Below are 21,559 nucleotides of genomic sequence, written 5' to 3' on the forward strand. Positions count from 1 at the left end.
TTACAGCAGCGCCTTGAGGCGCTTCGCGAGCTCCGAGAAGTTGCGCGTGACCGTGAAACCGCTTTCTTCCATGATCGCCAGCTTGGCATCCGCCGTGTCGGCGCCGCCGGAGATCAACGCACCGGCGTGGCCCATGCGCTTGCCGGGAGGCGCCGTGACGCCGGCGATGAAACCGACGATCGGCTTCTTCATGTTGTCCTTGCACCAGCGGGCCGCATCGGCTTCGTCGGGGCCGCCGATTTCGCCGATCATGATGACGGCGTCGGTGTCGGGGTCTTCGTTGAAGGCCTTCATGACGTCGATGTGCTTCAGGCCGTTGATCGGGTCGCCGCCGATGCCGACCGCGCTCGACTGGCCGAGGCCGATCTCGGTGAGTTGGGCCACGGCTTCATAGGTCAGCGTGCCGGAGCGGCTGACCACGCCGATGCGGCCCTTGCGGTGGATGTGGCCGGGCATGATGCCGATCTTGATCTCGTCGGGCGTGATCAGGCCGGGGCAGTTCGGGCCGAGCAGCAGCGTCTTCTTGCCGCCGGCGGCTTCCTTGGCGCGCATCTTGTTGCGCACTTCGAGCATGTCGCGGACCGGGATGCCTTCGGTGATGCAGATCGCCATGTCGAGGTCGGCCTCGACCGCTTCCCAGATGGCGGCGGCGGCGCCGGCCGGCGGCACGTAGATCACCGACACGGTGGCGCCGGTCTGCGAGGCCGCTTCCTTGACCGAGGCGTAGATGGGGATGTTGAAGATCGACTCGCCGGCCTTCTTCGGGTTCACGCCGGCCACGAAGCAGTTCTTGCCGTTCGCGTATTCCTGGCACTTTTCCGTGTGGAACTGGCCGGTCTTGCCGGTGATGCCTTGCGTGATGACCTTGGTGTCTTTGTTGATGTAGATCGACATGACTTGTTCCTTACTTGGCGACGGCCGCAACGACCTTCTGAGCGGCTTCCGCCATCGTATCGGCGCTGATGATCGGCAGGCCCGAATCGGCCAGCAGCTTCTTGCCCTCGACTTCGTTGGTGCCCTTCATGCGCACGACCAGCGGCACTTGCAGGTTCACCGCCTTGCAGGCCGCGATCACGCCGGTGGCGATGGTGTCGCACTTCATGATGCCGCCGAAGATGTTGACCAGGATGGCCTCGACGTTCTTGTTCTTCAGCATGATCTTGAAGGCCTCGGTCACCTTCTCGGGGGTGGCGCCGCCGCCCACGTCGAGGAAGTTGGCCGGCTCGCCGCCGAACAGCTTGATGGTGTCCATGGTCGCCATGGCCAGGCCGGCGCCGTTCACCAGGCAGCCGATGTTGCCGTCGAGGCTGATGTAGGCGAGGTCGAACTTGCTGGCTTCGACTTCGGCCGCGTCTTCCTCGTCGAGGTCGCGCAGGGCGACGATCTCGGGGTGGCGGAACAGCGCGTTGCTGTCGAAGTTGAACTTGGCGTCGAGCGCCATGATGTTGCCCTTGCTGTCGCGGTTGAGCGGATTGATCTCGACCAGCGAGGCATCCGTTTCCATGTAGCAGGTGTAGAGCTTCTTGAAGACGTCCACGGCTTGGGCGGTGGAGTCGGCCGGGATGCCGATCGCGTCGGCGATCTTCTTGGCCTGTGCGTCGCCGAGGCCGGTCAGCGGGTCGATGAACTCGGTGACGATCTTCTCGGGCGTGGAGTGCGCCACTTCCTCGATGTCCATGCCGCCTTCGCTCGAAGCGATGAAGGCCACCTTCTGGGTGGCGCGGTCGGTCACGGCCGAGACGTAGTATTCCTTCTGGATGTCGGCGCCGTCCTCGATGTAGAGGCGACGGACCTTCTGGCCTTCGGGGCCGGTCTGGTGCGTCTTGAGCTGCATGCCGAGGATCTCGCCAGCCAGCTTCTTGACGTCTTCGATCGACTTGGCAACCTTGACGCCACCGCCCTTGCCGCGACCACCCGCGTGGATCTGGGCCTTGACGACCCAGACCGGGCCGCCGAGCTTCTGGGCGGCCTCGACCGCCTCCTGAACTGTGTACGCCGGGATGCCGCGGGGTACGGGCACGCCGAACTTGGCAAGAATTTCCTTGCCTTGGTACTCGTGAATCTTCATGAGGGTGTCTCTCGGAACGAGGGGTTGAGATCGGGAGAATGTGGTTGCTGTCCACGGGCCACGGCGCCTGGCGGCGGGGGCGGCGGACAGCAGGGAACTGTATCATGGTGCGCCGCACCAACAATTGACCCCACTTTGTGGTCAATACGTATTTACTCCCAAGGCACACGAGGCCCCCTATGCCCAAGGTCTTCATCGATGGCGAAGCCGGAACCACCGGCCTCCAGATCCGCGAGCGGCTCCAGTCGATGCCGCAGATCGAACTCGTGAGCATCGCGCCCGAGCTGCGAAAAGACGTCGCCGCCAAGCGCACGCTGATGGCCGGGGTCGACCTGGTCGTGTTGTGCCTGCACGACGACGCGGCGCGCGAATCGGTGGCGCTGATCGACCAGCTCGACGGTCGCCGCCCCAAGATCATCGACGCCTCGACCGCGCACCGCACGGCGCCCGGCTGGGTGTTCGGCTTCCCCGAGCTGGCTGCCGGACACGCGGACGCGGTGGCCAAGGCCGAGCGCGTGGCCAATCCCGGCTGCTACGCCACCGGCGCGATCGCCATCGTTCGCCCGCTGGTCGACGCCGGGCTGCTGCCACCCGACTTCCCGATCGCCCTGCCCTCGGTCAGCGGCTATTCGGGCGGTGGCCGGACCATGATCGAGGCCTACGAAAAGGGCGAGGCGCCGCTGTTCGAGACCTATGCGCTGGGCCTCAAGCACAAGCACATCCCCGAGATCATGAAGTACACCGGCCTGACCCGCCGTCCGGTCTTCATCCCCTCGGTGGGCAACTTCAAGCAGGGCATGCTGGTGCAGCTGCCGCTGCACCTGGACGACCTGCCCGACCGCCCGAGCGCCGCCCATCTGCACGACGCGCTGGCGGCCCACTACGCGAGGAGCAACACGCCGGAACAGTTCGTGAAGGTGTTGCCGCCGACCGCCGACGGCAAGATCGACGCGCTGGCGCTCAACGACACCAACCAGCTGGAGATCCGCGTGTTCCCGAACGAGGATCACCGGCATGCGGTGGTCATTGCCCGGCTCGACAACCTGGGCAAGGGCGCGAGCGGTGCGGCGGTGCAGAACCTCAAATTGATGCTGGGCATCTAGCGAAGGGTTCGGGGAATTCCCGAATTCAACCGCGCAGGAGCAGCTTCAGAAATCGAGTTGGCTGCTGCTGATGCCCAGCGCGTTCGCGATGTTCTCGCGTGATCCCTTGCGCAGGCGCGAGCTGGTTTCGAGCTGCGCATAGGCGCTTTGCGTCACACCCATGCGCTTGGCGACCTCGCTCTGGGTCAGGCCCAGATGGGTACGCCAGGCCTTGGCCGGCGACATGGCGTCATCGAAGACGAGTCTGACCACGGCGTCGGGCACCAGGTCGCCTTCGTTCTCGAAGCGCTTCACGAATTCGTCGTAGGGCACTACGACGAAGGCGGGGCGACCATCTCCATCCAGGATGGTCTGGAAGCTAATAGGTTTGTTCATTTCGCTTCCTCACTTCCTCGATGCTGACGATGTGAATCGCCACGTTGAAGTCAAAGAACACTCTGTAGTTACCCACCCGCAGGCGGTAGCCGTGCGCGTGATTGATCAGCTTCTTCACGTTGCGCGCGCCGGACAGATCGACCAACTCCGATGACACGGCTGCGCGGATTGCGGCGCCCGACTGACTCGGCAGCTTACGCATCTGCTTCAGGGCTTTCGTCTTCCAGCTGATCGCGCTCACGGAAACTATAAGTCAATAATTAGATATTGCAAAGAAATTCTAATATTTTGAAGACGTAGCGAGGCCTGGCTAAACCGGCCTATTCGTCCGCGTCGTGCCGCAGCACCTTCGCGACGACCGCGCCGGCGAATCCGCGCGCCATCAGGAATCGGACTTGGCGGGCACGCTCGGTCGCATCCTGCGGCTGGACCCCGAAGCGGCGCTTCCAGACCTCGAGCGCACGGTCGAACTCGCTGCCCTGCAGCCCCGCCACCGCTTCGGCCACCGCCTCGGGCGCGATGCCCTTGTGCAACAGCTCCTGGCGGACGCGGGCAGCGCCCAGCCGGGCCGCCCGCTGGTGCAGCACCGACTGCACCACCCTCGCCTCGCTGATGAAATCCTTGGCGGCCAGCTCGTCGAGGGCCTGGGCCAGGGTGCCGGGCTCTTCCTCGTATTTCTTGAGCTTGCGCTCGAGCTCGGCGCGCGAATGCTCGCGCTGGCTCAAGAGGCGCAGGGCGCGCCCCTTGAGCGATGGCGCACTGAAGGCCATGCGGGTGATTACTTCTTGTCGGCCTTGTCGGCCTTTTCCGCCTTCTCGGGCTTGTCGGCGTCGCCACCGGCGCTCTCGACCGCCGCAGCCAGCAGCGGAATGCCCAGCGACTCGCGCACCTTGTTCTCGATCTCGCGCGACAGCTCGGGGTTCTCGCGCAGGAACTCGCGGGCGTTGTCGCGGCCCTGGCCGATCTTCTCGCCGTTGTAGGCGTACCAGGCGCCCGACTTGTCGACGATCTTGGCGTTGACGCCCATGTCGATGATCTCGCCCTCGCGGCTGATGCCCTCGCCGAACAGGATGTCGAACTCGGCAGTCTTGAAAGGCGGCGACACCTTGTTCTTGACCACCTTGACCTTGGTCTCATTGCCGATGGCTTCGTCGCCCTTCTTGATGGTGCCGATGCGGCGGATGTCCAGACGCACCGAGGCGTAGAACTTCAGCGCGTTGCCGCCGGTGGTGGTTTCGGGCGAACCGAACATGACGCCGATCTTCATGCGGATCTGGTTGATGAAGATGACCATGCAGTTGGTCTTCTTGATGGTGGCGGTGAGCTTGCGCAGCGCCTGGCTCATCAAGCGGGCCTGCAGGCCGGGCAGCGAGTCGCCCATTTCGCCTTCGATTTCGGCCTTGGGCGTGAGCGCGGCGACCGAGTCGACCACGATCAGGTCGACCGCGCCGGAGCGCACCAGCGAGTCGACGATCTCGAGCGCCTGCTCGCCGGTGTCGGGCTGGCTGATCAGCAGGTCAGACAGGTTGACGCCGAGCTTCTGGGCGTATTGCACGTCGAGCGCGTGCTCGGCATCGACGAAGGCGCAGGTGCCGGCCTGGCGCTGCATCTCGGCGATGACCTGCAGGGTGAGCGTGGTCTTGCCGGAGGATTCAGGGCCGTAGATCTCGATCACGCGGCCGCGCGGCAGGCCGCCGACGCCGAGCGCGATGTCCAGGCCCAGCGAGCCGGTGGAGACCACCTGGATGTCTTCCAGGGCCTCGCCCTCGCCCAGCCGCATGATCGTGCCCTTGCCGAACTGCTTTTCGATCTGGGCCAGGGCGGCCTGCAGGGCCTTGGCCTTTTCGCTGTTGGGGACCGAGATGCTGGTGCCTTTGACGAGTGCGTCCATGTGGAAAACTCCTTGAATATCAATGGGTTGTAGAGGCCGCATCGATCTGCTTTTAATCACAGGCTGGATGCTTGAACAGTAGTGTAGCGAGGGATACCGGGTCGGGAAGTCATTTTTTGGTCAGTTTGCCTTACTATATGACGCCATGGAAATGCCCTCCGACGCCTGGCGCCAGACCCACCTCGGCCGCCTGCTGGGCCACGCGATGCGCCGCTTCGACGAACGGGTGCTGAGCCTGATGGCGCACGACGCCGAGGTGCCTTTGGCGCTGTCGAACCTGGCGGCCCGGGCCCAGGTGAGCGCCGCCCACATCCACATCACGCGCCACCTGGCGCGCGAGGGCTCGCGGCTGACCGAACTGGCCGAGCGCGCCGGCATGACCAAGCAGGCGATGGGCACGCTGGTCGACCAGTGCGAGGCCTGGGGACTGGTCACGCGCGGGCCCGATCCGTTCGATGCGCGGGCGCGGCGGGTGTTGTTCACGACCGACGGGCTGGCCTGGCTGGAGGCCTTCCGCCGTGCCGTCGCGCAGGCCGAGGACGAGTTCCGCGCCAGCGTCGGCAGCGAGATCGCCACCGTGGTAACCATCGGTCTCGAGGCGTACACGGCGGCCTAGAATTCGAGGTTGCTCTGGAGGCAAGGCACCATGCGAATACTCATTGCAGAAGATGACCAGGTGCTGGCCGATGCCCTGCTGCGCAGCCTGCGCACCTCGGGCTCGGCGGTCGACCACGTGGCGACCGGCACGCAGGCCGATGCCGCGCTGATGACCAACAGCGAATTCGACCTGCTGATCCTCGACCTCGGCCTGCCCAACCTGCACGGCCTCGAGATTCTCAAGCGGCTGCGTGCGCGCGGCTCGCAATTGCCGGTGCTGGTGCTGACCGCGGCCGACAGCGTCGAGGAGCGGGTCAAGGGCCTGGACTACGGCGCCGACGACTACATGGCCAAGCCCTTCTCGCTGCAGGAACTCGAAGCCCGGGTGCGGGCCCTCACCCGGCGCGGCATGGGCGGCACCAGCAACGCGATCAAGCATGGTCCGCTGGTCTACGACCAGGCGGGCCGGGTGGCGACCATCGACGGCAAGATGATCGAGCTGTCGGCGCGCGAACTCGGCCTGCTCGAGGTGCTGCTGCAACGCGCCGGCAGGCTGGTCAGCAAGGACCAGCTGGTCGAGCGCCTGTGCGAATGGGGCGAGGAGGTCAGCCTCAACGCCATCGAGGTCTACATCCACCGCCTGCGCAAGAAGATCGAGAAGGGCCCGGTGCGCATCGCCACCGTGCGCGGGCTCGGCTACTGCCTCGAGAAGATCCCCTCTTGATCCCCGGAACGCCGCACCCGCTTGGTCAAACTCTTCCAGCGCGCCCAGCGCTCCCTGTTCGGTGAGATCCTCGACTGGATGCTCACGCCGCTGCTGCTGCTGGTGCCGGTCAGCATCGGCGTGACCTGGCTGGTGGCGCAGGGCATCGCCAATGCGCCCTTCGACCGGGCGCTGGAGTCCAACATCCAGACCCTGGCCCGGCTGGTCGACACCGACAACGGGCGGATCAAGTTCGCGCTGCCGCAGCCGGCGCGCGAGATCCTCGGCAGCGACGAGATCGACCGGGTCTACTACCAGCTGCTCGACGTCCACGGCACGCTGCTGAGCGGCGAGCGCGAAGTGCCGTACCCCGGCACCGACGATCCGCCGGTGCCCGGCGTGGTCTACCTGCGCGACGGCCAGATGCACGGGCAGAAGGTGCGGATCGCCTCGCTCTGGGTGGCGGGCAAGCCGCCGGATGTGCCGCTGGCGCTGCTCCAGGTGGCCGAGACGCGCGAGAAGCAGTCGGTGCTGGCGACCGAGATCATCAAGGGCGTGCTGTTGCCGCAGTTCGCAATCCTGCCGCTGGCGGTGCTGCTGATCTGGCTGGCGCTGGTGCGCGGCATCAAGCCGCTGTCGGTGGTCGAGGCGCGGATCCGCGAGCGCAAGCCCGGCGACCTGAGCCCGCTGGACGAATCCTCGGTACCGCTCGAGGTGGTGCCGCTGGTGCTGTCGGTGAATGACCTGCTGAGCAAGCTCAACGATTCGATCGGCACCCAGAAGCGCTTCCTGGCCGATGCGGCGCACCAGCTCAAGACCCCGCTGGCCGGCCTCCGCATGCAGGCCGACCTGGCCCAGCGCGAGGGCGCCAACGCCGACGAACTCAAGCAGTCGCTCAAGCAGATCGGGCGCGCCAGCGTGCGCGCCACGCACACCGTCAACCAGCTGCTGTCGCTGGCCCGGGCGGAGGGCAGCGGCGCAAACATCGGGCGCCAGCCCTGCGACCTGGCCCGGCTCACGATCGAGGTGGTGCGCGAGGCCGTGCCGCGAGCGATCGACAAGCGCATCGACCTCGGCTACGAGGGCGCCGAGGCGGGTTCGCCCGGCGTGGTGTTCGAGGGCAACCCGACGCTGCTGAAGGAACTGGTGCGCAACCTGGTCGACAACGCGCTCAACTACACGCCGTCGACGCCCGATCGGCCCGGCGTCGTGACGGCGCGGGTGCTGGCCGACCCCTTCGGCCAGGTCCTGGTGCTGCAGGTGGAAGACAACGGGCCGGGCATCGCGGCGCACGAGCGCGAGCTGGTGTTCCAGCCCTTCTACCGGGTGCTCGGCAACGAGGCCGACGGCTCGGGCCTGGGCCTGCCGATCGTGCTGGAGATCGCCCGCCAGCACGGCGCCACCGTCCGGCTCGAGGATGCCCATCCGGGCCAGCGGCCGCCCGGCACGCTGGTCAGCCTGCGCATCGACACCCGCGACGGCGGCCGGCGCCCGCACGGGCCGGGCCCGCACGCCTGACGAACGCGGTCCTGGGGCCCGGTCAGGCGGCGACCGGCGCGGCGGGGTTTCCGCTCCAGCGCGAAAACGGCGGGATGCTTTCGCCCTTCATCACCAGCGTGAGCGGACCGAGCTGGGCGCCGTCGTGCACCGTCGCACCGTAGAGCACGATGCTGCGCGGGCCGATGTTGACCCGGGCGCCGATGTCCACGTGATGGATCTTCATCACGCGGTCCTCGAACAGGTGGGTCTGCGGGCAACACTGGGCATTGAGCTCGCTGTGGTCGCCGATGCGCACGCAGTCGAACTCGGTGAGGTCGGTGGTGTCCAGGTAGACCCCGCGGCCGATCTTCGCGCCCAGCAGGTTGAACGCCAGCGGCAGCCAGGGTGTGCCGCGCAGGTAGTGCATGAAGTTGGGCACAGCGATGCCCTCGTAGAGGTTGGTCGCGGCCTCGGAGAGCCAGACGAAGGGCGTCCACATCGGCACCGCGAGCGGGCGGTAGCGGCGCAGGAAGAGCCACTTGAACAGGACCACGAAGATGAAGGTCGCGAGGCCGAAGACCAGGCCATCTACAGTCAGGTAGGCGATCACGGCGCCCCAATGGCCCGCGGCCGCCGAGGGCATCACGGCCAGCACGATGGTGTAGCCGGCGGCGATCACGATGGCGTGCGGCGCAACGATGCGGAAGGCCTCGACCAGGCCGCGTCCGAGCCTGCGGATGGGCGAGGGGTTGAAGGTCAGGTGCTCCGGATGGCCGGTGACGACTTCGCGCGCCGGCAGGCGCAGCGCCGGCGAGCCGACCCAGGTGTCGCCGCTCTGGACCGCGGCCGGATCGGGGGCGCGGCCGAGCACGCCGATCAGAACGTTCTCGGGCAGGGTGGTGCCGTCCGGGATGTAGGCCCCGTTGCCGACGAAGCTGCGGCGCGAAATGACCGTCGGGCGCATCGACATCCAGCCGCCGTCGATCTCCTCGTCGCCCAGCAGCACCGCATCGGCGATGAAGCTGCCCTCGCCGAGGGTGAGCATGTCGGGCACGACGCCCAGCGCGGTCGAGATCTCGGCATTGCGTCCGACCTTGGCGCCGAGCAGCCGGTACCAGGCGGGCGCGAACATCGTCGCGTAGACGCCGTGCAGCACCGCCAGGCTCGACTCCTGGATCTGGTTGACAAGCCATTTGCCGCAGTAGACGTTGCTGTGCACCGGCCAGCTGCCGCTCTTCAGGCGCGGCAGCACGCTCCAGCGGATCCCGGCCGAGACCAGCGCGGTGAGCACGATCATCACCGCCGCCGCCGGCAGCGCCAGCACGAAGTACTTCAGCAGCTGCATCACGACCCCGTTGGTCTCCAGCCAGGGGAAGCGGTCGAAGTCGTCCAGCACGTCGATCAGCATGAAGGTCGGGAACAGGGGCAGGAAGAACAGCGCCGCCACCAGCAGGGCGCCGGTGAAGAAGAACAGCCCTTCGCCGATCCGCCGGCGCCGGCTGACGGCGGGGCGCGGGCGCAGCGAAGCCGGGTCGAAGGCACCCGCATCGCGCGCCGGCGAACCGCTCCAGATGCGCCCGGCCGGCACCGCCTGGCCCTCGGCCAGCGCGGACTGGGCGTCGAGATGGCCCCAGTCCCCGATCCGGGTATGGCCTTCCAGCACCGCGTAGGAGCCGACGTGAGCCTGCGCGCCGATGGCGATCGGCCCGAGGCGCAGCTCGCCGCACAGCACGCGCGCGTTCTCGAAGTTGACCGCGTTGCCGATGCTCGCGCCGTCCCCGACCGAGAACAGGTCGGGCGCGCGAAGCTTGACCGACCCGATCATCACGTCGCGCCCGATGCGCGCGCCCAGCGCCCGCAGCCACCAAGCGTGGAGCGAGGATCCGCTGATGAAATAGGTGGGCGCCGCATCGACCAGCCGGTCGGCCAGCCACCAGCGGAAATAGGTCAGGCCCCAGAGCGGGTAGCGGCCCGGCGCCAGCCGCCCGGCGATCAGCCATTTGCCGGCCAGGGCCAGGACGAACTCGAGCACCGTGGCGACCAGGAAGGCGGCCACCGACATCGCCACCGCGTAGGGAACCGAATCGCCTGGACTGCCCGTATAGAAGTGGTAGGTGAAGAAAGGCGCCAGCCACTGCGCCATGCGAATGGCGACCAGCCCCGGGATGGCCAGCGCCTGCGCCAGGCCGCAGCGCCAGCGGCGCCATGCCGAAGGCGGCGTCCAGTCGGGCACGCGCTCGGCAGCCTGGGTGCCGCTGGCCTCCAGCGCGGCAGCGATGCCGCCGACCGTGCGGTTCCGGTAGATCTCGCGCACCGTGATCCGGGCAAAGCGCGGATCGGCCCGCAGCATCGACGCGAGCCGCGCCGCCAGCAGCGAATGGCCGCCGAGTTCGTCGAAGAAATCCGAATCGCGCCGGATCGCGAAGCCGGGGAAGAGGGTGGCCAGCGCCGCGAACAGCGCGACTTCGGCGGCCGTCTCCGGGCGGTCCGAATCGCCTGCGGGAGCGACGGCTTCCGGGAGCGGCTGCGCCTTCAAGGCCTTGCGATCGATCTTGCCGGAACTCAGCCGCGGCATCTGCGGCAGCAGCTCGATCCGGCCCGGCACCATGTAGGGGGGCAGCCGCGCAGCGAGCGCCGAGCGCAGCGCGGGCGCCGAGACCTCGGCGCTGCCCTCCGGCACCAGGAAGGCGATCAGCTGGTCGACGCCCTGGACCTCGCGCAGCACCACGGCCGCGGTACCCACGCCCGGCTGCTGTGCCAGCAGCACCTCGATCTCGCCGAGCTCGACGCGAAAGCCGCGAATCTTGACCTGGTCGTCGGTCCGGCCCAGGCACTGGACGCGCCCGAGTTCGTCGATGCGGGCCAGATCGCCCGTGCGATACAGCCGGGCATCGTCGGTGTCGCGCGACCAGGGGTTGGGGAGGAACTTCTCGGCCGTCAGCTCGGGGCGCCCCAGATAGCCCGCCGCGACGCCGGGCCCGGTGATGCACAACTCGCCGATCTCGCCGCGCGGCAGCAGCCGGGGGCCGGCCGCCATGTCGGTAGCGATCACCAGCAGCGCGTAGTTGGGCAGCGGCAGGCCGATGGTGACGGGGTCGTCCACCGCCAGTTCGGCCATGCTGGCCGACACCGTGGTTTCGGTCGGGCCGTAGCTGTTGAAGAGCTGGCGGCCGGGCCGGGCCCAGCGCGCCACCAGCGAGGGCGGACAGGCCTCGCCGCCGAGGTTGATCAGGCGCAGGCTCGGCACGTCCTGGCCGAAGAGGGCGAGCAGCGTGGGCACGGCATGCAGCACGCTGATGCCGTGCACGGCCAGCGCCTGCGGCAGCGCTTCGGGGTCGGAAGCCAGCGCCTTCGGCGCGATCCAGAGCGTCGCGCCGACCAGGTAGCTGAGCCAGATCTCCTCGAACGACATGTCGAAGGCGACAGAGAAACCCTGGTAGACGAGGTCGTCCTCACGCACGCCCAGCATCTCGTTCTCGCTGCGCAGGAAGTGGCAGATGCTGCGCTGGCTGATGGCGATGCCCTTGGGCTTTCCGGTCGAGCCCGAGGTGTAGATCACGTAGGCCGGGTGCTCGGGCAGCGCCGCGGCGCGCCGCTGCAGCGCGCCAGCCGGGACGCGCTCGGCCAGCAGCGCCTCGACCCGCCAGAGCGGTCGGCCGATGGCCGCCAGGCGGGGCGCGAACTCGCTGCAGCTCAGGATGCCCGCGGCACCGGCATCGTCCAGGCAGGCGGCGATGCGTTCGACCGGCGTGTCGGCATCCAGCGCGAGCCAGGCGGCGCCGGTCTTGGCGATCGCCAGCTGCGCCACCAGCAGCTCGATGCCGCGCGGCAGCCACAGGCCGACGATCTGCCCGGGGCGGATGCCGTCGTCGATGAGCCGCGATGCACAACGGTCGGCCTGCGCGTCCAGTTCGCCGTAGCTCAGCCGCCGATCGCCGAAGATCAGCGCCGTCCGGGTCGGAACGCGTTGGGCGGTGGCCTCGAACAACGACGCCAGGACCTCGTCTCGAATGAGTTCGGGCCGCTCGGGGCCGCGCAGGATGGGAGAGGCGTCGAACGGGTCGGCGTGGGGGAAAAGGGCAGGGTTCGGGCGAAACATGGACGGGTTCTGATGCAGCGGTGCTGCTGGCGCACCGCCTTGGCTTCGGCGCGCCGGCTAAGGCTTGGTGGGCTCGACCTTGCGGATCTGCAGCATCTCCGGACGGACCTGCTGCTGCAGCCGTTGCGGCTCGGTCTCGCTGAAGCGCGCGGGCTCGGCGCCGAAGAGGGCCAGCGCGCCGCGGGTCCAGGCGAAATAGCCCAGGTTGGCGACGAGCAGGAGGACGACGACCAGGCGCATGGGTCCTGTCAAATCGGGGCGGGACGGGGCCGGACACTGACTTCGGCGCTGCTGATCATCTGTACGCCCGCGGCGGTGCGGACCAGCAGTTCGCCACCCCATCCGACCCCTTCGCAGTGGCCTTCGGTGCCGTCGCTGAGCCGCACTTCACGGCCGCGCAGCACATCGCGCGCGGCGAAGCGGGCCGCGAAGGGCACGAAGCCGCTGCCGCTGAACAGCAGCACGTCGCGCACCAGCGGTGCGGCGATCTCGCGCAGCACCTCGCCCGGCGTCGCGCCCGGCCGCCATTCCTTCAGCCAGGCGGGCGGCGTGCTGAGGTTCGCCGCTTCGCGCGCGCCGATGTTGATGCCGATGCCGATCACGAGATAGCGCTCAGCCACATCCGGCTGGAACAGGGCGGTTTCAATCAGGATGCCACCGAGCTTGCGTTCGCCGACCCACAGGTCGTTCGGCCACTTGAGCCCCAGGCCGGCGGCACCGGAGGGGTCCAGGCTTTCGGCCACGCTGACGCCGACCGCGAGCGACAGGCCGGACCAGTCCCGCGGGGCGAGCGACAGGCCGAGCGAAAAGGTCAGCGAACTCGGCTCGCGGGCGTCCTGGGCGCTTTGCCAGGGACGCCCCAGGCGGCCGCGGCCGGCGGTCTGGCGCTCGGCCACGAGCAGCACGGCGGCGTTGTGGCCTTCGCGGGCACGGCGCATCAGCTCGGTGTTGGTGGAACCGATCTCGGCCACCACCTCGACGCCGATGCCGGGCAGCACCGGCGCCAGGCTCTGCGCGATCTCGTCTTCGAACCAGGGGGCGGGCATGCTCAGCGCTTGTCGGACTTCTCGGCCTTTTCGGCCTTGGCGTTCTTTTTCTTGTCGGCCTTGGCGGATTTCTTGTCGGCCTGCTTTTCAGCCTTCTTTTCGGCCTTCCTGGCTTTTTTCTTCTTCTTTTTCTTCTTGCCCTCGTCGTCATCCTTTGGCGCCAGCAGCGTGCCGCGGCAGTCCGCCGACCCGCACCAGCAGGGGAACTCGGACAGCAGCTTCTTGGTGTACGGCTCGTCGATGATCAGCCCGTAGTCGTAGTTCAGCTCTTCGCCGGCCGCGATGTTGCGCAGCGCCTTGATGAAGACCCGGCCATTCTGCTCGTCGGCCTCGCAATTCGGCTCGCAAGAGTGATTGATCCAGCGCGAGGCGTTGCCATCGACATTGCCGTCGATCACGCGGTCGTCGTCGACGTGGAAGTAGAAGGTGTGCTGCGGCTGGGTCGGATCGTGGGGATGGCGCCGGAGGGCTTCCTTCCAGGAAATGACCTCGCCCTTGTATTCGATGAGCGTTTCGCCTTCTGCAATATCCTGCACGGCGAAGACGCCGTTGCCGTGGACACCGGAGCGACGGGTCTGGATTCGGCGGCCGCCGGAAATGGGGGATTTGGAAGGCATCGCCGAAGTCTGTTAGTTTGAATATGTACGCATGCGCGTGCGCGTACGCACGCGAGAAGCGCCCGATTGTAAATGTCGCCCCCACGCTCCCCATTTCGTGTGGTTCGCTGCCCCCCGAGGGGGCGCAGGCCGCCTTGGGGCGGCCCGGCGGCGGCCTGGTCGCCCCCACCCCCGCCTCGCGTGGGACGGCCGGGGGAGGGGGCAACCCCTGTCGGGGGATGCGGGTGTGACTGAACGAATAGGATTGGTTGAATGAAAACGTTGGTGATTGCAGAAAAACCCTCGGTGGCGCAGGACATCGTGCGCGCGTTGACGCCGGTGGCCGGCAAGTTCGACAAGCACGACGAGCACTTCGAGAACGACAAGTACGTCGTCACCAGTGCCGTGGGTCACCTGGTCGAGATCCAGGCGCCGGAAGAATTCGACGTCAAGCGCGGCAAGTGGAGCTTTGCCAACCTGCCGGTGATCCCGCCGCGCTTCGACCTGAAGCCGGTCGACAAGACCAAGACGCGGCTCAACGCGGTGGTCAAGCAGGCCAAGCGCAAGGACGTGACCCAGCTGGTCAACGCCTGCGACGCGGGCCGCGAGGGCGAGCTGATCTTCCGCCTGATCGAGCAATACGCCGGTGGCAAGGCACCGCTGGGCAAGCCGGTCAAGCGGCTCTGGCTGCAATCGATGACGCCGCAGGCGATACGCGACGGCTTCGAGCAGCTGCGCACCGACAAGCAGATGCAGGGCCTGGCCGACGCCGCCCGCTCGCGCTCCGAGGCCGACTGGCTGGTCGGCATCAATGGCACGCGCGCCATGACCGCCTTCAACTCGCGCGACGGCGGCTTCTTCCTGACCACCGTCGGGCGGGTGCAGACGCCGACCTTGTCGGTGGTGGTCGAGCGCGAGGAAAAGATCCGCAAGTTCGTCAGCCGCGACTATTGGGAAGTGCACGGCAGCTTCCTGGCCGAGGCCGGCAGCTACCCTGGCAAGTGGTTCGACCCGAACTGGAAGAAGCCGCCGCCCGGCCCCGACGGCGTGCCCGACCCCGAGCAACGTGCCGACCGGGTCTGGAACGAGCGCGAGGCGCGCGAGATCGCCGACGCCGCGCGCGGCAAGCCCGCCACCGTCACCGAAGAGAGCAAGCCCACCACCAGCGCATCGCCGCTGCTGTTCGACCTGACCTCGCTGCAGCGCGAGGCCAACGGCCGCTTCGGCTTCAGCGCCAAGACCACGCTGGCGCTGGCGCAGAGCCTCTACGAACGCCACAAGGCGCTGACCTATCCGCGGACCGACTCGCGCGCGCTGCCCGAGGACTACCTGCCGGTGGTCAAGGACACGATGAAGATGCTGGCCAATAGCGGCATGAAGCACCTCGCGCCCTTCGCGCAGCAGGCGGTCGACAACAACTACGTGAAGCCGTCGAAGCGCATCTTCGACAACGCGAAGGTCAGCGACCACTTTGCGATCATCCCGACCTTGCAGGCGCCCAGCGGCCTGTCCGACGCCGAGCAGAAGCTGTACGACTTCGTGGTGCGGCGCTTCATGTCGGTGTTCTTCCCGAGCGCCGAATACCAGGTCACGACGCGCATCAGCACGGTCGAGCAGGACGGCAAGAAGTATCCGTTCCGCACCGACGGCAAGGTGCTCGTCAAGGCCGGCTGGCTGGCGATCTGGGGCAAGGAAGCCGAGGACGACGAGAAGGACGACGACAAGGACGGCAAGCGCCTAGTGCCGGTCAAGCCGGGCGAACTGGTGAAGGTCGAAGCGGCCGATCCCAAGGGACTGAAGACCCGCCCACCGGCGCGCTATTCGGAAGCCACGCTGCTCGGCGCGATGGAAGGCGCCGGCAAGACCATCGACGACGACGAATTGCGCGAGGCCATGCAGGAGAAGGGCCTGGGCACGCCCGCCACGCGCGCGGCCACCATCGAAGGCCTGCTGGCCGAGAAATACATGATCCGCGAAGGCCGCGAGCTGATCCCGACCGCCAAGGCCTTCCAGCTGATGACGTTGCTGCGCGGGCTCGGCGTCGAGGAACTCTCCAAGGCCGAGCTGACCGGCGAATGGGAATACAAGCTCGCGCAGATGGAGCACGGCAAGCTGAGCCGCGAGGCCTTCATGCGCGAGATCGCCGAGATGACGGAGCACATCGTCAAGAAGGCCAAGGAATACGACCGCGACACCGTGCCCGGCGACTACGCCACGCTGGCGACGCCGTGCCCCAATTGCGGCGGCGTGGTCAAGGAGAACTACCGCCGCTACAGCTGCACCGGCAAGCCGGGCGCCGGCGCGAGCGCCGACGCCCACGGGCGTGCACATGACGCCGCCGGACAAGCCGGCAGCGAGCCCTGCGGCTTCTCGTTCGGCAAGTCGCCGGCCGGGCGCACCTTCGAGGTGGCCGAGGCCGAGGCGCTGCTGCGCGACAAGCACATCGGCCCGCTGGAAGGCTTCCGCTCGAAGGCCGGGTGGCCCTTCACCTCCGAGATCATCCTGAAGTTCGACGACGAGGCGAAGAACTGGAAGCTGGAGTTCGACTTCGGCGACGACAAGAACGCCGACACCGGCGAGATCGTCGACTTCAGCCAGCAGGACACCGTGGGCCCGTGCCCGGTCTGCGGCGCGCCGGTGTTCGAGCACGGCAGCAACTACGTCTGCGAGAAGTCGGTGCCGACCACCGCGCAGCCGACGCCGAGCTGCACGTTCAAGACCGGCAAGATCATCCTGCAGCAGCCGGTGGAACGCGCGCAGATGGAAAAACTGCTAGCCACCGGCAAGACCGACCTGCTCGACAAATTCGTCTCGATGCGCACCCGCCGCGCCTTCAAGGCCTTCCTGGCCTGGAACAAGGACGAGGGCAAGGTGACCTTCGAGTTCGAGCCGCGGACCAGCAAGTTCCCGCCGCGCAAGACCTTCGCCAAGGCGGCGCCGGCGGCGGCGAAGAAGGCGGCATCCAAGACGCCGGCGGCCAAGAAGGTCGCGGCGGCGAAGAAGTCCGCCGCGCCCAAGGCGCCGCGCAAGCCGGGCGCCGGGCTCAAGCCCAGCGACGCGCTGGCCGCGGTGATCGGCGCCGAACCGGTGGCGCGCACCGAGGTCATCAAGAAGCTGTGGGACTACATCAAGGCCAACGGCCTGCAGGACGCGGCCAACAAGCGCGCGATCAATGCCGACGCCAAGCTCAAGCCGGTGTTCGGCAAGGACCAAGTCACGATGTTCGAGCTGGCCGGCATCGTCGGCAAGCACCTCGGGGCATGAAGGGGATTCGCATGAAGACATTCGTCGCGGCGGCGTTCGCCGCCACCCTCTGCCTGGCTGCGGGCTGTGCATCGCGCGGTGCCTCGGGCGCCGACGGCGGCGGCGGTGCCGCGAGCAGCAGCAGCGGCATCACCGTGTTCGGCACGATCGACGCCAACGTCAGCAACATCAAGAACCAGAGCCGCTGACGGCGCGGCTCAACGCATCAGCAGGGCCTGCCGCAGCAGCCGTGCCGCCCGATTGCGGATGCGGCCGGGCGCGCTGCGCAGCGGCCCCTTGGGGCTGACCTTGGCGGTGGCGCAGGCCCACAGGAAATCCTGCAGGATGGCCGTGTCATCGACCGTGTCGGTGGCGCCGTAGGTATGGAACTCAGGGTGCCACTGGGTCGCGGCGATGTAGCTGCGGCCGCGGTCGACCTTGCGGCGGATGGCTTCGGGAATGCGGTCGGGGATGCTCCACGCATCGACCTCGAAGCCGGGCGCCAGGTCCTTCACACCCTGGTGATGGATGCTGTTGACGCGCGCGCTTTCCATGCCCGGATAGAGCTTCGAGAGGCGGGAGCCGGGCGTGATGCTGATCTCGTGGAAGTTCTGGTCGTAGGTCTCGGCGTCGCGGTGCCGAAGCGCGTTCGGGTGCTGGGCCTCGATGTCCTGGTAGAGCGTGCCGCCGAAGGCCACGTTGATCAGCTGCAAGCCGCGGCAGACGCCGAAGATCGGCTTGCCGGCCTGCTCGAAGGCCTCGACCAGCGCCAGGTCGTAGAGGTCGCGGATGCGGTCGCCCACCCAGGCGTCCTTGAGCGGCACCTCGCCGTAGCTGCCGGGCCAGACATCGGCGCCGCCGTGCATCACGACGCCGTCGAGCCATTCGGCGTAGTGCGACAGCTTGGTGTCGCCGCGCGCGGTGGCGCCGGTCGGGCAGGGGACCATCACCACCATCGCGCCGGCCGACATCAGCCAGTGCGTGATCGACTGCTCCACATACTGCAGCGTCTTGTTGGTGAACAGCGAGCGCGCCGGATCGGCGTGGGAGAAGCAGGCGGAAAGACCGATCTTGAGGCGCCCCGAAACGGTTTGTGACATTGGCTCTGTTGCGCCGCGAGTGCCCCGCGGCCCTGCTGTGTGGAATGGCAGTGGCCATTGTGTCGCCTTCCGGCGCGACGTGCACTGCGACGGCCAGGCTGACGCACTGTCGGACGGCATGCCGCGATGGCATCATCGATGCCCCACGACCCGGAGACAAGCACATGAAGACGATCAAGGGGCCGGCCATCTTCCTGGCCCAGTTCGCTGCCGACACGGCGCCCTTCAACTCCCTCGACGCCATCGCCGGCTGGGCCGCCGGCCTGGGCTACAAGGGCGTGCAGATACCGAGTTGGGACGCGCGCCTCTTCGACCTCCGCAAGGCGGCCGAGAGCAAGACCTATTGCGAGGAAGTCAAGGGCACGCTGGCCCGCCACGGCCTCGAGATCACCGAGCTGTCGACCCACCTGCAGGGCCAGCTGGTGGCGGTGCATCCGGCCTATGACGCCGGCTTCGACGGCTTCGCGGCCCCCGAGGTGCGCGGCGATCCGGTCAAGCGCCAGCAGTGGGCCGTGCAGCAGTTGCACTACGCGGCGCAGGCCTCGGCCCATCTCGGCCTGACGGCGCACGCGACCTTCTCGGGCGCGCTGGCCTGGCCCTACCTCTACTCGTGGCCGCCGCGCCCGGCCGGCCTGATCGAGGAGGCCTTCGACGAACTGGCGCGGCGCTGGAAGCCGATCCTCGACGCCTTCGACGAGGCCGGCGTCGACGTCTGCTACGAGATCCATCCGGGCGAGGACCTGCACGACGGCGTGAGCTACGAGATGTTCCTCGAGCGGGTCGGCAACCATCCGCGCGCCTGCCTGCTGTACGACCCGAGCCACTTCGTGCTGCAGCAGCTCGACTATCTGGCCTACATCGACCACTACCACGAGCGCATCAAGATCTTCCACGTCAAGGACGCCGAGTTCAATCCGACCGGCAAGCAGGGCGTGTACGGCGGCTTCCAGTCGTGGATCGACCGCGCCGGGCGCTTTCGCTCGCTCGGCGACGGCCAGGTCGACTTCGGCGCCATCTTCTCGAAGATGGCGGCGTATGACTTCCCGGGCTGGGCGGTGCTCGAATGGGAGTGCTGCATCAAGCACCCGGAAGACGGGGCGCGCGAAGGCGCCGAGTTCATCAAGCGCCACATCATCCGCGTGGCCGACCGTGCCTTCGACGATTTCGCCGGCGGCGGGGCCGACAGGGCGGCCAACCGGAAGATGCTCGGGATCGGCTAGATCCCCTGCGGCTTGCGCAAGGTCCGCATGCGGTCGACCGCGTGCACCTTGACCTTGCGGATCTGCGTGCCCTGCTGCACGGTGAGCTCGACGTCGGCCTCGGCGTCCGGCCGGGTCCAGAGCTGCTTGTAGAAAGCCTCGAGCGTCGCCACCCGGACGCCGTCGATCTCGAGCACCACGTCGCCCGGCTGCAGGCCGGCCTCGAGCGCCGGCCCCCAGCGGTCGACCCGCACGATCTGCACATGCCCATCGCGCTCGAAGGACGAGAGCCCGAGCCAGGGCCGCACGCTGGCCCGGGTGCGCCCGGTCGACTGCATCTCGGCCAGCACCGGCCGCAGCAGCTCGACTGGCACGAACATGTTGCCCGGCAGGCGGTTCGGACCACCGGCCTCGCGCACCAGCAGGCTGCCGATGCCGACCAGCTCGCCGTCGCGGTTGAACAGCGAGGCGCCGCTGTGGTTGGCGATCGGCGGGCTGGTGAAGAGGGCGATGTCGATGTGGTACTCCCAGTTGCCGGAGAACGGCCGGGTCGCCACCAGCCGCGTGAACGCCACCTCGGTGCCGCCGCTGGCGCCAGTGGCGGCCAGCAGCGGCTCGCCCGGCCGCAGCCCGCCGACGCCGGCCAGGGGCACCGGCTCGATGCCGGGCAGCGGCACCAGCGGGCGCACTAGCGCGAAGCCGGTCGCCAGGTCGTAGGCCACCTGGCGCGCCGGCAGCCGGCGGTCGTCCTGGGTCAGGACTTCGATGGTCTCGGCCTCCAGCAGCAGGTAGCCGATCGTGAGGATCAGCCCGTCGGGCCCGATCACCACGCCCGATCCGCTGCGCTGCCGCCCCAGGTTCTCGGCCGAGGTGGCCCCCTCGGTGGCCGTGACCTCGAGCGCGACGACCGCGTCGCCGGCGCGCTGCAGCGCCTGCACCTGGGCCTCGGCCCGGGCGGCATCGACCGCTGGCGCAGGGGTGGCCGCCTGCGCCAGCGGGAGCCATGCCAGCGCGGCCAGCCAAACCCCGACCCACTGCGAGCACCAGCGCCGGGGCGGCGCCGGCGGCCGCTTGGCGAAGGGGTGGTTTTGCATGGCAGCGCTCCTTGGAACGATGACGCCATGGTGCGCCGCAAGCGCCTCGCCCGCAAGCGCCGGGCGGACTGTCACGAAGCTGAAATAGCAACTGTCATGCCAGTCGGATATAATCCGGGGTTCGTTTCGATTTAACGACGAAGCACTTTCGTCATTTGCCGGCCGGGCTGGAGATTCTGGAGATCTCCGGGCCCCTCATGACCAGCCGGCACCACAGTGTGTTGGAGCGCCAGACCGGGCGCCCAAGATTTGCCACCACTGCCTTCGTACTTTGTTGAAGCGAACAGCGCGCTGTCCGCTCCGGTGGGCGCCATATCCGGCCGGCCTGCGCTCGTTTTATTCAATCTCAATTTCGGCATTTCGCGGCGTCGCGGGATGCCAAGGCTTTCGATGGACATCATTCAACACAGCATCGCAGTGGGCAAGTACCTTGTCTCGCCGCTCATCAAGGACCTGGACGACGGCCGCTATGCGGCATCGGTCTCGATCCGATCCGGCCGCGGCAGCGGCACGCACGACCGCGTGATGCGTTTCACGCCCAGTTTTGCCAGTCACGCGGCCGCCGTCGGCTACGCGATCGACCAGGGCCTGGGCTGGATTCGCGAACGCAGCGCACCCCGTACGCCTTGCGCCGCTTGATTCGGCACACCGATTTCCTATCCAATTACGACAACCCATTCAAAAGGTAATTCATGCCCAAGGAAGAACTGATCGAAATGAACGGCGCAGTGACCGAAGTGCTGCCTGACTCCCGCTACCGCGTCACCCTCGACAACGGCCACCAGCTGATCGCCTACAGCGGCGGCAAGATGCGCAAGCACCACATCCGCATCCTGGCCGGCGACAAGGTGTCGCTCGAGCTGTCGCCCTACGACCTGACCAAGGGCCGCATCACGTTCCGCCATCTGGAACGCCGTGGTCCGCCGCCGGTCAACAGCGGCGGCAACAACTCGCAGCGCCGCTGAC

At 67.8% G+C, this 21,559-nt stretch carries 21 protein-coding genes; 9 read left to right on the plus strand and 12 right to left on the minus strand.

Annotated elements, in window-relative coordinates:
- Nucleotides 1-894, minus strand: a complete 894-nt coding sequence (gene sucD / locus QZH52_RS03160) for a succinate--CoA ligase subunit alpha (RefSeq protein WP_301803638.1) — start codon at nucleotides 892-894, stop codon at nucleotides 1-3.
- A gap of 10 nt (nucleotides 895-904) precedes the next feature.
- A complete protein-coding gene (gene sucC / locus QZH52_RS03165; RefSeq protein WP_286519718.1) occupies nucleotides 905-2,068 on the minus strand; it encodes an ADP-forming succinate--CoA ligase subunit beta in 1,164 nt (387 codons plus the stop codon).
- Nucleotides 2,069-2,247: 179 nt separating this feature from the next.
- On the opposite strand from sucC, the gene argC reads away from it, so the two are divergent.
- A complete protein-coding gene (gene argC, locus QZH52_RS03170) occupies nucleotides 2,248-3,171 on the plus strand; it encodes an N-acetyl-gamma-glutamyl-phosphate reductase (protein ID WP_301803644.1) in 924 nt (307 codons plus the stop codon).
- Nucleotides 3,172-3,216: 45 nt separating this feature from the next.
- Here argC and QZH52_RS03175 read toward each other — a convergent pair whose 3' ends face one another.
- From QZH52_RS03175 to recA, 4 genes are all read right to left on the minus strand, one after another.
- Nucleotides 3,217-3,546 carry a helix-turn-helix domain-containing protein gene (locus tag QZH52_RS03175; protein ID WP_301803646.1) on the minus strand — a complete coding sequence of 110 codons (330 nt, stop codon included), beginning with the start codon at nucleotides 3,544-3,546 and terminating at the stop codon, nucleotides 3,217-3,219.
- Nucleotides 3,530-3,787, minus strand: a complete 258-nt coding sequence (locus QZH52_RS03180; RefSeq protein ID WP_301803649.1) for a type II toxin-antitoxin system RelE family toxin — start codon at nucleotides 3,785-3,787, stop codon at nucleotides 3,530-3,532. Before QZH52_RS03180 ends, QZH52_RS03175 begins: the two co-directional genes overlap by 17 nt.
- A 79-nt stretch (nucleotides 3,788-3,866) precedes the next feature.
- Entirely contained in the window at nucleotides 3,867-4,316 is a 450-nt protein-coding gene (recX, locus tag QZH52_RS03185; RefSeq protein WP_301803652.1) for a recombination regulator RecX, read from the minus strand.
- Between the two features lie 8 nt (nucleotides 4,317-4,324).
- Complete coding sequence (gene recA / locus QZH52_RS03190; RefSeq protein WP_301803655.1) at nucleotides 4,325-5,437, minus strand: recombinase RecA; 1,113 nt, start codon at nucleotides 5,435-5,437, stop codon at nucleotides 4,325-4,327.
- A 145-nt stretch (nucleotides 5,438-5,582) separates the two neighbouring features.
- Between recA and QZH52_RS03195 the strand changes: the two genes are divergently transcribed.
- The 3 genes from QZH52_RS03195 to QZH52_RS03205 all read left to right on the plus strand — a co-directional run bounded on the left by QZH52_RS03195 (nucleotide 5,583) and on the right by QZH52_RS03205 (nucleotide 8,255).
- Nucleotides 5,583-6,053, plus strand: coding sequence for a MarR family winged helix-turn-helix transcriptional regulator (locus QZH52_RS03195; RefSeq protein WP_286371826.1), 471 nt, complete (start codon nucleotides 5,583-5,585; stop codon nucleotides 6,051-6,053).
- A 30-nt stretch (nucleotides 6,054-6,083) separates the two neighbouring features.
- Complete coding sequence (locus tag QZH52_RS03200) at nucleotides 6,084-6,758, plus strand: response regulator (RefSeq protein ID WP_286510980.1); 675 nt, start codon at nucleotides 6,084-6,086, stop codon at nucleotides 6,756-6,758.
- 78 nt (nucleotides 6,759-6,836) lie between these two features.
- On the plus strand, nucleotides 6,837-8,255 hold the full coding sequence (locus tag QZH52_RS03205; protein WP_301804595.1) for a sensor histidine kinase: 1,419 nt from the start codon (nucleotides 6,837-6,839) through the stop codon (nucleotides 8,253-8,255).
- A gap of 22 nt (nucleotides 8,256-8,277) precedes the next feature.
- On the opposite strand, the gene QZH52_RS03210 is transcribed toward QZH52_RS03205, so the two are convergent.
- Genes QZH52_RS03210 through QZH52_RS03225 form a run of 4 tightly spaced genes read right to left on the minus strand, consistent with a single transcriptional unit; the run spans nucleotide 8,278 to nucleotide 13,978 of the window.
- Nucleotides 8,278-12,315: a Pls/PosA family non-ribosomal peptide synthetase gene (locus QZH52_RS03210; protein ID WP_301803671.1), complete on the minus strand. Its 4,038-nt coding sequence runs from the start codon at nucleotides 12,313-12,315 to the stop codon at nucleotides 8,278-8,280.
- 57 nt (nucleotides 12,316-12,372) lie between these two features.
- Nucleotides 12,373-12,555: a sporulation protein gene (locus QZH52_RS03215; RefSeq protein WP_301803674.1), complete on the minus strand. Its 183-nt coding sequence runs from the start codon at nucleotides 12,553-12,555 to the stop codon at nucleotides 12,373-12,375.
- Between the two features lie 8 nt (nucleotides 12,556-12,563).
- Nucleotides 12,564-13,361, minus strand: a complete 798-nt coding sequence (locus QZH52_RS03220; protein ID WP_301803676.1) for a biotin--[acetyl-CoA-carboxylase] ligase — start codon at nucleotides 13,359-13,361, stop codon at nucleotides 12,564-12,566.
- A 2-nt stretch (nucleotides 13,362-13,363) separates the two neighbouring features.
- Nucleotides 13,364-13,978, minus strand: a complete 615-nt coding sequence (locus QZH52_RS03225; protein WP_301803678.1) for an SET domain-containing protein — start codon at nucleotides 13,976-13,978, stop codon at nucleotides 13,364-13,366.
- 252 nt (nucleotides 13,979-14,230) lie between these two features.
- On the opposite strand from QZH52_RS03225, the gene QZH52_RS03230 reads away from it, so the two are divergent.
- Complete coding sequence (locus QZH52_RS03230; RefSeq protein ID WP_301803681.1) at nucleotides 14,231-17,221, plus strand: DNA topoisomerase III; 2,991 nt, start codon at nucleotides 14,231-14,233, stop codon at nucleotides 17,219-17,221.
- 11 nt (nucleotides 17,222-17,232) lie between these two features.
- Nucleotides 17,233-17,409: a hypothetical protein gene (locus QZH52_RS03235; RefSeq protein WP_301803684.1), complete on the plus strand. Its 177-nt coding sequence runs from the start codon at nucleotides 17,233-17,235 to the stop codon at nucleotides 17,407-17,409.
- A 9-nt stretch (nucleotides 17,410-17,418) separates the two neighbouring features.
- Here the strand turns inward: QZH52_RS03235 and QZH52_RS03240 are convergent, their stop codons facing one another.
- The gene (locus QZH52_RS03240; RefSeq protein ID WP_301803687.1) at nucleotides 17,419-18,300 is read right to left on the minus strand and encodes a gamma-glutamyl-gamma-aminobutyrate hydrolase family protein; all 882 of its coding nucleotides are present in this window, start codon (nucleotides 18,298-18,300) and stop codon (nucleotides 17,419-17,421) included.
- Between the two features lie 164 nt (nucleotides 18,301-18,464).
- Between QZH52_RS03240 and QZH52_RS03245 the strand changes: the two genes are divergently transcribed.
- Nucleotides 18,465-19,520: a sugar phosphate isomerase/epimerase family protein gene (locus QZH52_RS03245; RefSeq protein WP_301803691.1), complete on the plus strand. Its 1,056-nt coding sequence runs from the start codon at nucleotides 18,465-18,467 to the stop codon at nucleotides 19,518-19,520.
- Here the strand turns inward: QZH52_RS03245 and QZH52_RS03250 are convergent.
- Nucleotides 19,517-20,593: a S1C family serine protease gene (locus QZH52_RS03250; RefSeq protein WP_301803696.1), complete on the minus strand. Its 1,077-nt coding sequence runs from the start codon at nucleotides 20,591-20,593 to the stop codon at nucleotides 19,517-19,519. The two genes, QZH52_RS03245 and QZH52_RS03250, sit on opposite strands and share 4 nt — an antisense overlap.
- Nucleotides 20,594-20,983: 390 nt before the next feature.
- On the opposite strand from QZH52_RS03250, the gene QZH52_RS03255 reads away from it, so the two are divergent.
- Both QZH52_RS03255 and infA read left to right on the plus strand, forming a co-directional pair.
- Entirely contained in the window at nucleotides 20,984-21,232 is a 249-nt protein-coding gene (locus QZH52_RS03255) for a hypothetical protein (protein ID WP_301803699.1), read from the plus strand.
- 53 nt (nucleotides 21,233-21,285) lie between these two features.
- The gene (gene infA, locus QZH52_RS03260) at nucleotides 21,286-21,558 is read left to right on the plus strand and encodes a translation initiation factor IF-1 (RefSeq protein ID WP_286519699.1); all 273 of its coding nucleotides are present in this window, start codon (nucleotides 21,286-21,288) and stop codon (nucleotides 21,556-21,558) included.
- The last annotated feature ends 1 nt before the right edge of the window (nucleotide 21,559 follow it).

Origin of the sequence: Variovorax ginsengisoli (assembly GCF_030486595.1) — a bacterium.
GTDB lineage: Bacteria > Pseudomonadota > Gammaproteobacteria > Burkholderiales > Burkholderiaceae_C > Variovorax > Variovorax ginsengisoli_B.